This window comes from Marinobacter daepoensis DSM 16072, assembly GCF_000421165.1.
Taxonomy (GTDB): domain Bacteria; phylum Pseudomonadota; class Gammaproteobacteria; order Pseudomonadales; family Oleiphilaceae; genus Marinobacter; species Marinobacter daepoensis.
The window spans coordinates 158,794-172,368 of sequence record NZ_ATWI01000010.1; the positions used below are offsets into that span (position 1 = coordinate 158,794).

Genomic DNA, 13,575 nt, shown 5'->3' on the forward strand with positions numbered 1-13,575 from the left:
CGTCCACGTTGGCCGGTCCTGAGTTTGGGATGGGTCGGTCGGAGTAATCCGGAATCTTTTGAAAATTGTATAGTAAATTTTCTGCCTTCGCGCACCTTCATTTGATCAGAGCACTGGCGACCTATGTTCAGAAAACTGCTGCCCCTGTTGATTATCGTGGTCGGTATTGCCGGCTTCCTGCTGCTTAAGGCCACCCGACCCGAGCCGGCGGAAGTAGTGGCCACCGAGCGTAGCTGGCTGGTTCAGGTGCAGGAGGTGCGACCGGCCACTGCAACGCCGGTGTTGCCCCTGTATGGCGAAGTGGTGGCGCCGGATTTGCAAACCGTGACCGCTACCCTGTCCGGGCGGATTGGCCAGTTGCCGGTGCGCGAAGGCGTTCGGGTAACCGCGGGGGATGTTCTGGTTTCTCTGGATGAGGAGGACGTGGCGCCGGTGCTGGCACAGGCGAAGGCTCAGGTGGCAGATCTGGAGGCCCAGATACAGTCTGAGCAGGTCCGTTACCGTAATGATCGTCGGTCACTGGAGAGTGAAATGGCGATTCTGGACAACGCCCGGCGCCAGTTTCAGCGCATTGACGCTCTGGTGGCAAGAAACCTGGCTTCCCAGGAAAACCGGGAGGCTGCGACCGATGCCCTCGCCCGGGCGGAACTGACGGTGCGTACTCGTGAAAAATCCGTTGCTGAGCACCCTGCCCGACTCCTCAGCCTGGAAGCCCGGCTCGCACAGGCCAGGGCCAGCCTGGCGGCTACCGAACTGGACAGTGAGCGGGCGACCGCAACCGCGCCTTTTGACGGTATCGTTACCAACCTTCAGGTAGCGGCGGGAGATCAGGTGTCCCCTGGGCAGGCGCTGCTGAGCGTTTATCCGAGCCGGGGGCTGGAGGTTCGGGCGCGGGTGCCCCAGATGTACCTGCGGGAACTGACCCGTGCCCTGGCCGCCGGGCACCTCCTGGAGGCTCAGGCTGACAGCTCCGGGCACCGCTTTGAGCTGATCCGGTTTGCCGGACTGTCGGACCCGGCTGGCACGGAGGCGGTGCTGAGGGTGGTTGGAGACGCCGGCGAACTGCGGCCCGGGGCTCTGCAGCCGCTGACGCTGAGCAGGCTGCCCCGCGACCAGGTGGTGGCCATTCCATTCAGTGCGTTGTATGGGGCCGACAGCGTGTACGTTCTGGATGATGACAACCGCATGCAACGACTGTCCGTAGAGCGGGTTGGCGAAGCGCACCGCGACGACGGGGGGCGCCGGCTGCTGATTGCCAGTGACGATCTCAAGGCCGGTATGAAGCTGATCACGACTCACTTACCCAATGCGGTTACCGGTCTGAAAGTCCGGGTGGCCGATGAGGCTGGAGTGTCGGGCTCATGAAGCGCAAGCCGGGGGTCATTGGCTTTTTTGTTCATCACCGGGTCGCCGGAAATCTGGTTATGCTGGTGATGCTGCTTGGGGGCGTGCTGGCCCTGACCCGCATGAACATCCAGTTTTTCCCGACCTTTGCCCTGGATGTGGTGAGTGTGCGGGTGGTGTGGAGCGGGGCGTCCGCCGAAGACGTGGAGCTGGGCATTACAGATCCTCTGGAGCAACGCCTGCGGAGTGTGGATGGCCTGAAGAAAATGACCTCGACCTCGGCTCAGGGGATCGCGTCGATCACGCTGGAGTTCCACGAGGGAACCGATCCGATACAGGCTGTGGATGACGTACGCCAGCAGGTTGATGAATTCAATAACCTGCCGGCGGATGCCGAGGAACCCCAGGTTGCCCGTGTCGAGCGGTACGAACCTGTGGCCCGATTGCTGGTTTATGGTGATGTGGATCGCGCCGAATTGCGGCAACTGGTCTATCGCTTTGAAGATGAACTGCTGGCCCGCGGCATCGACCGGGTCACGATCCGGGGCCTGCCCGAGCAGCAGATCAGCATTGATGTGCCTGTGGAGCGGATGGAAGCTCTGGGCTTGTCTCTCGAGCAGATTGCCGACCGGGTGGCGGCGCTGTCCCGTGACCTGCCCGCTGGCATGATGGCCCAGCAGGACGCCACCCGAGAACTGAGGGCGGTGGAGCAACGTCGGAGCCCCCAGGCTTTTGAAACGCTACCGGTGCTCAGTGGTGATCGTATCCGGATGCAGTTGGGTGACATTGCGGTGATCCGTCAGGAAGCCCGGGATAACCAGACGGTGATGGAGAATAGCGGCATGCCCGCCGTTGAATTGCAGCTTCAGCGATCCGAGAACGGCAACTCTCTGGCGGCCGCACGGGTCTTTGAGCGCTGGCTGGAGGATACCCGGCCGGTGCTGCCGCCAACCATTAAACTGAAAGTGTACGATGAGACCTGGCAGTTGATTGAGGACCGGATTTCCCTGTTGGTGAACAACGGCCTCGGTGGCCTGGTGCTCGTGGTGGGTCTGCTTTACCTGTTTTTGCCCGGCCGGGTGGCGGCCTGGGTTGCCATCGGGATTCCCACGGCCTTCCTGGCGGCGCTGGGCGTGCTGTGGCTGATAGGCGGCTCCATCAACATGATCTCCCTGTTTGCGCTGATTATGGCGCTCGGGGTGATAGTGGATGACGCCATTGTGGTGGGTGAGGATGCCGATGCCCACGCCCGAATGGGAGAGGCCTCCATGCACGCCGCCGAGGGTGCCGCCAAACGTATGGTCTGGCCGGTGCTGGCTTCATCGCTGACAACGGTCGCAGCGTTCATGCCCTTGTTGGTGGTGGGCGGTGTCATTGGCAACATCCTCGGCGATATCCCGATTGTCATGATCTGTGTTCTGGTGGCGTCATTGCTGGAATGCTTTGTGGTTCTCCCCGCGCATCTGCGCCATGCGTTTAAACGGGCCTCACTCGCAGCGACGAAGACGATACCTGAGCGTCCGGTCACCCGGATACGTCATCGCTTCGAACGCCGGTTTGAGGCATTTCGGGATGGTCCGTTCCGCCGTTTTTCCCGATACAGCCTGCAGCACCGGGGAGTGACGGTGGCTTCTGCTCTGGCCCTGGCACTGGTGACGCTAGGGCTGCTTGCGGGGGGGCGCCTGGGGTTCAACTTCTTCCCCACCCCGGAACCCTCGGTACTCTATGCTAACGCTCATTTTGTGTCGGGAACCGACAAGCGGACGGTTGCCGGCTTTATCCGGGACATGCAGCGTGCCCTGAACGACACCGAGGCGGCGCTTGGGGGTGACCTGGTCCTTCATGCGGTGACCAGCTACGGGGCGACGCTGGGGGCAGAAGGCAGTTCCCGGAACGACGATGAACTCGGGTCGATACTGGTGGAGTTGGTGCCGTCGGACCGTCGGGCAGTGCGCAACGCCGAATTCATCCGGGAATGGCGCAGCCGGATGACACTGCCGGCAGGTCTGGACAGTCTGAATATAAACGAACGTCAGGCCGGTCCTCCCGGGCGTGACGTGAATATCCGGCTGACTGGAGACAGCGCGGAAGCCCTGAAGCGGGCGGCGGATGAGGTGGCTCAGGTTCTGGCGGCCCTGCCCGGCGTGCTGGATGTGGAAGATGACATGCCCTGGGGTCGTGAGCAGTTGCTCTACCAGGTGAGTCCGTTCGGTGAGGCTCTCGGCCTGACCACCGTGGATCTGGGCCGGCAGTTGCGGGCGGCGTTCGATGGCCGGATTGCTCAGATCTATCAGGACGGCCGGGACGAAGTAGAAGTCCGTGTCCAGTTGCCCCGGCGGCAACGCGAGCAGTATTCAACACTGGAGCGAATGACCATACGGCTTGCGGATGGCCGATTCGTCCCTCTCACTCAGGTGATGACTCTGGACCACCGTCAGGGATTCCAGGCGCTACGCCACGCCGATGGCAAACTGGCTGTGGAAGTGACCTCGGCGCTGAATACCCGGGTGGCCACCACCGATCAGGTCCTGGAAAGCCTGACCTCGGGGCCGTTGCCGGACATTGCCAGCCGTCACGGTGTGCGCTTCAGTTTTGAGGGGCGTTCGGCGGACCAGAGGGAAACCATGGAAGACATGCAAACCGGGCTGCTGATTGGTCTGGCGTTGATGTATGTGGTGCTTGCCTGGGTGTTTGCCTCGTGGAGCCTGCCCCTGATTGTCATGGCCATTATTCCGTTTGCTCTGGTCGGTGCGCTGCTGGGGCATTGGGTCATGGGGCTTCAGCTCACCATTCTGTCGTTGTTTGGTTTGTTCGGTCTGTCGGGCATTGTGGTGAATAACGCGATCATTCTGGTGGCCTTTTATAATCAGCAGCGGCAGAAAGGGCTGGACATTACGGAGGCTCTGAACGAGGCAGCGGTTCAGCGGGTCCGGGCTGTATTGCTTACCTCTCTGACCACCATCGGGGGGCTGATGCCTCTGCTGTTTGAAACCTCCCTGCAAGCCCAGTTTCTGATTCCGATGGCAACGTCCATCGCTTTCGGGCTCGGTCTGTCTACCTTTCTGGTTCTGTTGGTGATACCGGCGTTGTTATCCTGGCTGGAACAGTTCAGGGAATGGCGCGCGCAGCGCCGTAACGCTGCGGCGGAGCCTCTGGGGGCTCCTGACTGAGGCCGTGAATCGCCGGAATGGCCGCGGCAAAGGTCATCTTCGAGGAAGGCAAAACCGGCGTGCATGGCCAGCACCATGATGGCACCAATCTGGGATCGGTTACCAGGTGATCTGGCCGGCGCCGGTGTTTTCGGATTCAATGCCTATGATGGCTTCCTGCTCCTGGCTTTCCCGTTTGATCATTTCGCGCAGACGTAGCTCCTGTTCTTCCATGGGGCCGGACAGGTCAATCACGATTTCGACACGCCGGTTTCTGGCCCGGTTGTCGGCGGAGGTGTTGGGCACTCTGGGCTCAGTATCGGCCAGCCCCGTTACCCTGAGGCGGTCCGGGCGGACCTGATCCCGCGCCAGCAGAACGTTCGCGACGGCCGCCGCACGGGCGGCCGACAGATCCCAGTTGCTGTAGAAACGATCGGTGCGGATCGGGACATCATCGGTATGGCCTTCGATGGCGAGGTCGCCGGGCATATCCGCCAGCACCTCGGCCATGTCCAGCAGCAGGCCTTCAAACTCCCAGGTCAGTTGGGCTGAACCGGAAGGAAAGGAGCCCTTTTCCTCAATGCGGATGACAATGCGGCGTTGGTCTTCCGACACATTGATGCGCCCATCCACGATGGCAGGTTCCAGAACCTCAAGAATCCTGGCCATGTTTTTGTCCATCTCTTCCCGAATGGCGTCCTGGACCGCCGTGTCAGCGGGGCTTTTCAGGGTCTGCAGTTCTGGTTGCTGGTCGGTGGTGGTCTGTCTGACCTCATTGACGACGGTTGGCTCCGGTGGGGCCGGCGAAAAGGTATCGAAAATCGGGCTGGTGCCCTGCGGGATTTCCAGAGCCGGGACGTCTCTCTGCACGCCGAATGCCTTGGACAGCTCCCCGGCGATCTGTTTGAACTTCTGAGCATCAATTTCTGAGAAGGACAACAGCAGCACGAAAAAACACATCAGCAAGGACATCAGGTCTGCAAAGGTGACAACCCACGCCGGAATCCCGGGTTTTTCCTCTTCGGGTAAATCGTCCATGGCTAGCCGCCTGCCGTTTCCGGATCGCCGTTTTTGGCGCGTTCTTTGGGGGAGAGGTAGCTGGAGAGCATCTGTTCGATGATGCGTGGGTTTGTGCCTTCCTGAATGGCCACGAGGGCGTCAATGTACAGGGATTGCATGCGGGCTTCCTCGGTCATCCGTAGGGAAAGCTTGTCGGCAATCGGTGTGGCAATCATGGTGGCAATCATGGCGCCGTAGAGCGTGGTGAGCAGGGCCACGGCCATCGCCGGGCCGATGGATTTGGGATCTTCCATGTTCGAGAGCATTTGCACCAGGCCTATCAGGGTGCCGATCATGCCCATAGCCGGGGCAACATCCGCCAGGGCAGTGAAGACCTTGGCGCCGGAGCGGTTGTGTTCGAGCGTCATCAGGCGTTCTTTGTTGAGCAGTTGCTTGATGGTGTTGCCGTCCTGGCCGTCCACCAGCATCTGTATACCCTGGGCCAGAAACGGACTGCCAACTTCGCGCCCTTCTATGCCCAGCACGCCCTCTTTCCGCGCGACATTGGCGATGTCTACCAGTTCTTCAATACTGGCCTGGGTTTCCGGCAGCTTGAACTTGAAGGCTCTTATGGCCACTTTGAACGCGTCGAAAAACTGGGCAAGGCTGAATTTGGCGAGTACCACCAGGAGGCTGCCACCGACCACGATCAATAACGAGGGTGGGTTGATAAAAACGTCCGGTGAGACGCCGAGGATGATGGCCGACGCGATGAGGAGGATGGCGCCGACGAGGCCAATGAGAGTGGCAAAATCCACAGTAACTCCAGAACTGTGAGTAAGTGTTCAGGAGGCGAGAGAATACCCCCTGGTTGTTTGTTAATCAATCGGTCTTCGTGGCCTGTTGCAGCTCTTTCCAGGCCGCGTAGCGATGAAGGTCGGATTCCACCAGTTTAAGGCAAAGGGCCACCACGCCGGCATCATCCAACAGTCCGAAACCGAAGATCAGGTCTGGGATCAGGTCCAGCGGGTTCAGCACATAGAGCAGGGCTCCGGCAATCGCGGCGATGGCTTTCCAGGGAATGGCCCGGTAGTGGCCGTGCCAGTAATCGCGAATCAGGGAAAACATCAGCCTGATGTCGGTTGAGAAGCGGCGCAGCCGACCACTGTCCCTGACCTTCTCCTCAATGGCCTTTTGCCGTTCCAGAAGGTCTTCGAGGTCGGTTCTCCGGACCTTGTCACTTTGCTCTTTTAACTGACTCGCCGCTGCTTTATCCGAGATCCATGCCATGGGCCAATACCATTCTGAAAAATGACCGGTTCAACATAACGAAATTGTGCCGGTGCGTCACCTGACTTTGTCTTTGTCTGGATAGGCTCACGACACGTGGACGCGAGCCTGTTATGGACCGTTCAGCCGACAAAAATCCGCTTTGCCAGCCCGGCGCCTTTCAGCCCCCGGATCGACAGGGTGGTGATCAGACCGCCGATCATGGCGCCGACAACGCCACAGGTCAGGATGTCCTGACCGGTCAGGTACAGGCCCGGAATATCGGTTTTGGGTTTCAGCCAGCGCTGTTCGAAACGTTCCGGTGTGTGGTCCAGGCCGTATAGTTCGCCCTGTTCATAACGGCAGAACCAGGCGGTTGACAGCGGTGTGGACGTCTCGACGTAGTCCACTTTGCCCCGGAGTTGAGGCAGTTTTTCATACAGGATCTCCAGCAACTGGTCGGTAATGCGGGCTTTCAGGGCTTCATAATCCTCACCACGCTTGCCCCACGTGGAGCCCTGCCAGGGCTCGAACAGATCCCAGGTGGTGGGGGCAACGATCTCGATGGTGGAGGTGCCGGGCCACCGGTTCTGGTAATCCGGATCTTTGGCGGCCGGGAAGGACGCGTACACCACCGGGAAGGGTTCCGTTTCGGGGCTGGCGAGAAACCGTTGGACATTGCCGTCGTGGTCAGCGCTGGGATAGATCCAGTAGTTGGTTCGGGGCAGCCCCAGTTGGTCTGGCGTGCCTTTAAGGCCGATATACAGTCCGATGTGTGGCAGGGAGGGCTGGATGTGTTCCCGGTTGCGGGGGTAGCCGATCCGGTCTGCGTCCTGGGCGGGCAACAGCCGTTCAAAGGTGTTGATAACTCCGGCGTTACTGATCACCAGAGGGGCCCGGATCTCATGGTTGTCGGCCATACGCACGCCCACAGCCTTGCCCTTTTCTATCAGGATTTCCTTGACGTCGGCGTAGGTAAGCACGTCACCACCTCCGGCCTGGATCACCGGAATGATGGTCCTGGCTATTTCAGAGGCGCCACCCACCGGGTAGAAACCACCGTACAGATAGTGTTTGGCTATCAGCGCATGCACCATAAAACTGGATTGTTTGGGGGTGACACCACAGTCCCCCCACTGCCCGGTAATCGCCCCAATCAGTTCCTCGTTGTCCGTCAGTTCCCGCAGGACGTCATAGGTGGTCCGGTTAAAACAGTCTGGCAGCACCGATTTCAGGCCGGTCGCGATCAGGGGCGCGGCCAGGGCCGGAGACAGTTTGGACAGGGTGTACCACTGCATGCCATCGGCGACCTTGCCAAGAAGCGCCAGGTAGCGGTCGATGGCCTCGCCGTCGTCCGGGAAGGACGCCACCAGCGAATGCCGTAAACCCTCTTTTCCGGCCCGGAGGTTGACGACTTTGTTACCCAGAAAGAACCGGTCATAGTTTTCATCCATGGGCGCCCACGTGAGTTTGCCGTCCGTGATGTAATCGAACAGCCGGCGTCCCAGTGTATGGCTTGCCCCCATATCGCCGATGTAGTGCACGCCCACGTCCCACTCGTAACCGTTGCGGGCGTAACTGTGGGTGTAGCCTCCTGCGGTGTAGTGCTGCTCCAGTACCAGGACCTTGTAGCCGGCCTTCGACAGGCACGCTGCCGTGGTCAGGCCGCCAATGCCAGACCCAATGACCAGAGCGTCATACGGGCCGTGGAGCCGGTTGGCCCGGTAGCGGGTGCCGATCCGGATGGAGCTTGGTTGCAGTGTTTTTGAGGTTGTTGTTACCACCATGCTTTTCCTGCCTCTCTGGATGGGCCCAGTTACCAGGATTGTTCCAGGCCGGTTTGTGACTGTCAGTATCCAGATTGTAGGCGGAGAGCGCGAGTGCGCGGTTCTCGCTTTTGTTATCTGCGTGGGGTTGGAACCTCAGGACTATGAAGTGTCAGGATCTTACTGCTGTGCCGACTTGTCCAGATTGAAAGTGTGCAGGCCAAGCCTGGCAAAGGAGTATGGCAGTGGTAATGCGGATAACCTGCGGCCCGGGATGTGGCGGTTACCTCATCCCGGGCCTGTTCAGATGTCAGAAGAGGAGTCAATCAGACCCGTTCGATAAGTGTGGCAATACCCTGGCCGACACCGACGCACATGGTACACAGAGCATAGCGGCCACCAGTGCGCTGCAGTTGGTGAGCGGCTGTCATCAGCAAGCGGGCGCCAGACATGCCCAGAGGGTGGCCGAGCGCGATGGCACCGCCGTTGGGGTTTACCCGGGGGTCGTCATCCGCAATCCCCAGCTCACGCAGGACCGCCAGGCCCTGGGCTGCAAATGCTTCATTCAGTTCGATAACGTCGATGTCGTCAAGACGGATGGCCAGTTTTGCCAGCAGCTTCTGAACCGCCGGTACCGGCCCGATGCCCATGATGCGGGGTTCGACACCGGCGGTGGCCATGCCGAGGATTCTGGCCATGGGTTTCAGCCCATGTTCCCTGACGGCGGCATCGCTGGCGACCAGCATGGCCGCAGCTCCGTCATTGACGCCTGAGGCATTACCCGCCGTGACACGGCCGTTTTCCCGGAATGGCGCAGGCAATGCCGCGAGCTTGTCCAGGGTGCTGCTGCGAGGATGTTCGTCGGTATCGAAAATCAGTGGGTCCTGCTTCCGGCGAGGAATCGAAACCGGAACGATCTCTTCCGCGAACACGCCCTCCTGCTGAGCCCGGGCGGTCTTTTCCTGAGAGCGGAAGGCGAACAGGTCCTGGTCTTCCCGGGAAATACCGAACTGCTCCGCAACGTTCTCCGCGGTTTCCGGCATGGAGTCGACGCCATATTGCTTCTTCATCAGCGGATTCACAAAACGCCAGCCAATGGTGGTGTCTTCGATTTTCTGACCCCGGGAGAAGGCGCTGTCGGACTTGCCCATCACGTATGGTGCGCGGGACATGGATTCGACGCCGCCGGCCAGCACCAGATCCAGCTCACCTGCGCGAATGGCCCGGAACGCCGTTCCTACGGCGTCCATACCGGAGCCGCACAGCCGGTTGAGGGTGGTGCCGGGGACTGAAGGGGGCAATCCGGCCAGTAAGGCCGACATGCGTGCCACGTTGCGATTGTCCTCGCCTGCCTGGTTGGCGCTGCCCATCATGACTTCGTCGATGGCGGCCGGGTCAAGCTCCGGTGCCTGCTCCAGAACCGCTTTGAAAATATGGGCGGCCAGGTCGTCCGGGCGTACGCTGGCGAGAGTGCCGCCGAAGCGGCCGATGGCGGAACGGCGGGGGTGGCAGAGAAATACGTCAGTCATGGTGGGTCTCACTGTTGGCCGGAATGGTGGGCGTGGGTGCGTTCTTTGAGGCTGCGGAGAACTGCCAGCTCCTCGTGGGTGGGCGCGGGGGTGATCTCCAGTTCGTCGGCAAAGCGGATGTCCCAGCCGGTTGCTTCAATAACGTCTTCCCGGGTGACATTCGGGTGCAGGGAGGTCACTACCAGTTCCCGGGTGTCCGGGTCTGGTTTGAGAATGCACAGGTCGGTGATGACGAGGGTCGGGCCCCGGCCGATATTAGGCACGTTGTCCCGGGCTTTGCCGTCTCGACCGAACCCGACGGTGGTCACAAAATCCACGTCTTTGACAAAGGTGCGCCGTGAGTGCTTCACAGTAATGAAAACTTCCTGCGCGCTGGTGGCAATCTCCGGAGCACCACCGCCACCGGGCAATCGGACTTTGGGTTCGCGGTAATCACCAATCAGCGTGGTGTTCAGGTTGGCAAAACGGTCGATCTGGGCGGTCCCCAGAAATCCAACGCTGATGTGCCCACCCTGAAGCCAGTAACGGAACATTTCCGGCACCGAGACGGTGGTCAGCGCAGACTGGCACAATTCGCCGTCGCCGATGGACAGAGGCAGAACATCCGGGCGGGTTTGCAAGGTGCCGGATTCGTAGATCAGTGTGATGTCTGGTGCGTGCGTCAGCCGGGCCAGGTTGGCGGCTTCGCTGGGCAGCCCAATGCCAACGAAGCAGATCAGATCGTTGCTCAGCGCGCGGGCGGCGGTGATGCTCATCATTTCGGACGAAGTAAACTCCAGACTCATGACGCAGCTCCTTTCTCGATAACGTTGTGTTTCAGCCAGGCCAGGAAGGTGTCGCGATCACGGGCAATGGCATCCCAGTCCTTATAGAAGGCGTTGTCGCGGTCGTAGTAGCCCAGGGTGTAAGAGGGCCTGGCGCCTCCCGGGACTTCAGCAATCGCGGAGACCACCCAGGAGGGGAGGACGCACGCGTTTACTGATGCACCGAGGTCGTCGACGATTTCTTCGACGGTTACAATGCTGCGTTTGGCGGCCAGAACGGCTTCTTTCTGGATGCCAATGATGCCTTCAATCAGCACGTTGCCCTGACGGTCTGCCCGCTGGGCATGAATGACCGCCACGTCCGGCCGGATCGACGGAATGGCGGCGAGGCGTTCGCCGGTAAATGGGCACTCAATGAAACGAATCTGGGGGTTGACCTTGGGCAGATCGCTGCCAACGTAACCGCGCAGAACCGCCAGGGGCAGGCCAGCGGCGCCGGCTTCATAGGCGTTGGCCATGGCTGCGTGGCTGTGTTCCAGAATCTCCAGTTTGTTTGGCCAGCTTTTTTCAACCGCATCCCGCAGACGATGGAGCGAGCCTACGCCGGGGTTGCCTCCCCAGGAGAAAATCAGCTTTTTGGCGCAACCGGCACCGATCATCTGGTCGTACACCAGGTCCGGTGTCATCCGGATGAGGGTCAGGTCGCGTTTTTCCTGACGGATGACTTCGTGGCCTGCAGCGACCGGGATCAGGTGGGTGAAGCCTTCCATGGCTACGGTGTCGCCATCATGGATGTATTTGCTCACCGCTTCCTTGAGCGAGAGGAATTCAGCCATCTCAATGTCTCCATCGTCTTCTGATTGTTGGTTCGATATACGAACATATGTTTTATATGCGAACATAATGGCGCGATTGCTTTTCGGTCGTCAAGTCTGAGTTTTCAGCAAAGGTGGCGGGTGCACGGATGTTCGTACTGCGAACCAGCTGTTACCATGCGCAGTCAGTGAATGCCGAGGGTGTATAAGGAACCGGAATGGACGAACCGATACTCAAGCCGGGTGACCGGGATTATGTAGGGGCCCTGGCCTCGGGATTGGAGGTGTTGCAGGCGTTTGATGGCCAGCATCCGCGAATGACTCTGAGCGAAGTGGCGGCCCGCACGGGTATGGACCGGGCCAAGGCGCGACGCTTTCTGCTGACCCTGCACGCTCTGGGGTTTGTTAAGCGTCGTGGTCGTCAGTTTGAGTTGACCCCACGGGTGCTGCAGCTGGGCTATGCCTATCAGGCCTCCAATCAGTACCGGACGGTCATTCAGCAGTATCTGGAAGACATTACTGCGGAACTGGGTGAGTCGTCGTCACTGGCGGTTCTGGACGGTGATGAGGTGGTGTACGTTGTCCGGTCTGCTGCCCGGCACCGGTTGATGGCGATCACCCTGTCGGTGGGTACCCGATTGCCGGCGGCCTACACGTCGATGGGGCGTGTGTTGCTGGCGCAGTTGCCTGAGGAAGAATTCTCGGCGTTTCTGGAGCGGGTGCCGCTTGAGCGGTATACGGAAACTTCGCTGACGGATCGGGATGCCTTGCGCGGGGAAATCGAGAAGGTTCGGCGGCAGGGATATGCCATTGTCGACCAGGAGCTGGACCTTGGTCTCCGGTCAGTTGCGGTCCCGGTCTTTTCCGGTATTGGTGAACTGCTCGGTGCGCTCAACATCAGCACCAATGCGGCACGGGTAGACATGGAGACCTTGCTGACCACGTACCTGCCCCGTTTACAGGCAGTTGCCGACAAGGTGCGCCAGAACGCCCGATGAGTGGGGCTCGGGCCGCGCCTTCCGACGAAGTCGGGTTCTGACCCTTTCAACCCCGATGGGTTTGGCCTGGCGGATGCACATTAGCCGGGAACCTGAGAGGATAAGCGCAACATCGGCCAGTCAGGGATCAGGGCAGAATTATGAGGGGGATAACCGTTAACGCGTGGCTTTTCGGGGCATTGTGGTTGTTGTGTGCCCCCTGGGCGATGTCGCAGCAGGGCACCGAAACGGTGGAGCCGCTGACCATTGTCGTCGGCGTGGATCATGCTCCCCCGCTCCGGATCCTCAAGCCCTCCGGGCAGAGCGGCCTGCACCTGGAGGTGTTTGAGGCCATTGCAGACCGACTGGGATGGTCGGTTGAATATCGGGAGGCTCCGTTCCGGCAAACGCTGAAGTGGCTGCGTCAGGGAGCCGTTGATGTGGTGCTGGGAGTCGTTCGCACGGAGGAGCGAGAGGAATTTATGGCGTTTACCGCCCCGGCGTTTCCGCCAGAACGACGCCTGTTTTTCTACACCCACGAGGCAAGCCGGATTGATCGATACCGAGACCTGAACGGCAAAGCCGTTGGTGTCCTTGAGGAAGCCCGTTATTTTACCCGGTTTGACGGGGATCCGGCGCTGATGAAAATGTCCGCTGAGCGTTATGAAAGCCTGATGCAGATGCTGAAGCATGGACAGGTTGATGTGGTGGTGGCACCGGAAATGTCTGGTGTACATGCTGCCCGTGAATCCGGTGGTGAGGTTCGGGCCTCTCCCTTCTTTGTACCGGGGGACCGGACCTGGATTGCCGTTTCCAGAGAGTCCCCGGCACTCCGGTATGCCGAAGACATACGCGCCGCGCTGAAGCTGATCGATCGGGAGGGTGTCTGGGAAAATCTGGTGCTGAAATACATGGAACAACCGCTCAACTGAACAGGTTCGTGGGTTCCTTGGCTCTGCAGGC

The 13,575-nt window shown here is 60.2% G+C and carries 11 protein-coding genes; 4 read left to right on the plus strand and 7 right to left on the minus strand.

The features are described from left to right. The first annotated feature begins 123 nt into the window (after positions 1-123). Both K325_RS0110570 and K325_RS0110575 read left to right on the plus strand, forming a co-directional pair. Complete coding sequence (locus K325_RS0110570) at positions 124-1,365, plus strand: efflux RND transporter periplasmic adaptor subunit (protein WP_029654237.1); 1,242 nt, start codon at positions 124-126, stop codon at positions 1,363-1,365. Beyond that, positions 1,362-4,514, plus strand: coding sequence for an efflux RND transporter permease subunit (locus K325_RS0110575; RefSeq protein WP_029654238.1), 3,153 nt, complete (start codon positions 1,362-1,364; stop codon positions 4,512-4,514). Before K325_RS0110570 ends, K325_RS0110575 begins: the two co-directional genes overlap by 4 nt. 99 nt (positions 4,515-4,613) lie before the next feature. On the opposite strand, the gene K325_RS0110585 is transcribed toward K325_RS0110575, so the two are convergent. From K325_RS0110585 to K325_RS0110615, 7 genes are all read right to left on the minus strand, one after another. Then, positions 4,614-5,531 carry a flagellar motor protein MotB gene (locus K325_RS0110585; protein WP_029654239.1) on the minus strand — a complete coding sequence of 306 codons (918 nt, stop codon included), beginning with the start codon at positions 5,529-5,531 and terminating at the stop codon, positions 4,614-4,616. A 2-nt stretch (positions 5,532-5,533) separates the two neighbouring features. Then, on the minus strand, positions 5,534-6,310 hold the full coding sequence (pomA, locus tag K325_RS0110590; protein WP_029654240.1) for a flagellar motor protein PomA: 777 nt from the start codon (positions 6,308-6,310) through the stop codon (positions 5,534-5,536). A 64-nt stretch (positions 6,311-6,374) separates the two neighbouring features. Further along, positions 6,375-6,782, minus strand: coding sequence for a YkvA family protein (locus K325_RS0110595; protein WP_029654241.1), 408 nt, complete (start codon positions 6,780-6,782; stop codon positions 6,375-6,377). A gap of 122 nt (positions 6,783-6,904) precedes the next feature. Continuing rightward, positions 6,905-8,548, minus strand: a complete 1,644-nt coding sequence (locus tag K325_RS0110600; RefSeq protein WP_029654242.1) for a phytoene desaturase family protein — start codon at positions 8,546-8,548, stop codon at positions 6,905-6,907. A gap of 305 nt (positions 8,549-8,853) precedes the next feature. Beyond that, complete coding sequence (gene pcaF, locus K325_RS0110605; protein ID WP_029654243.1) at positions 8,854-10,056, minus strand: 3-oxoadipyl-CoA thiolase; 1,203 nt, start codon at positions 10,054-10,056, stop codon at positions 8,854-8,856. A gap of 8 nt (positions 10,057-10,064) precedes the next feature. Continuing rightward, entirely contained in the window at positions 10,065-10,841 is a 777-nt protein-coding gene (locus tag K325_RS0110610; protein ID WP_029654244.1) for a CoA-transferase subunit beta, read from the minus strand. Beyond that, positions 10,838-11,656 carry a CoA transferase subunit A gene (locus K325_RS0110615; RefSeq protein ID WP_029654245.1) on the minus strand — a complete coding sequence of 273 codons (819 nt, stop codon included), beginning with the start codon at positions 11,654-11,656 and terminating at the stop codon, positions 10,838-10,840. The genes K325_RS0110610 and K325_RS0110615 overlap by 4 nt, the downstream gene beginning before the upstream one ends. Positions 11,657-11,853: 197 nt before the next feature. Between K325_RS0110615 and K325_RS0110620 the strand changes: the two genes are divergently transcribed. Continuing rightward, positions 11,854-12,633 carry an IclR family transcriptional regulator domain-containing protein gene (locus K325_RS0110620; protein ID WP_029654246.1) on the plus strand — a complete coding sequence of 260 codons (780 nt, stop codon included), beginning with the start codon at positions 11,854-11,856 and terminating at the stop codon, positions 12,631-12,633. 140 nt (positions 12,634-12,773) lie between these two features. After that, positions 12,774-13,544, plus strand: coding sequence for a substrate-binding periplasmic protein (locus K325_RS0110625; protein WP_029654247.1), 771 nt, complete (start codon positions 12,774-12,776; stop codon positions 13,542-13,544). Positions 13,545-13,575 lie beyond the last annotated feature (31 nt).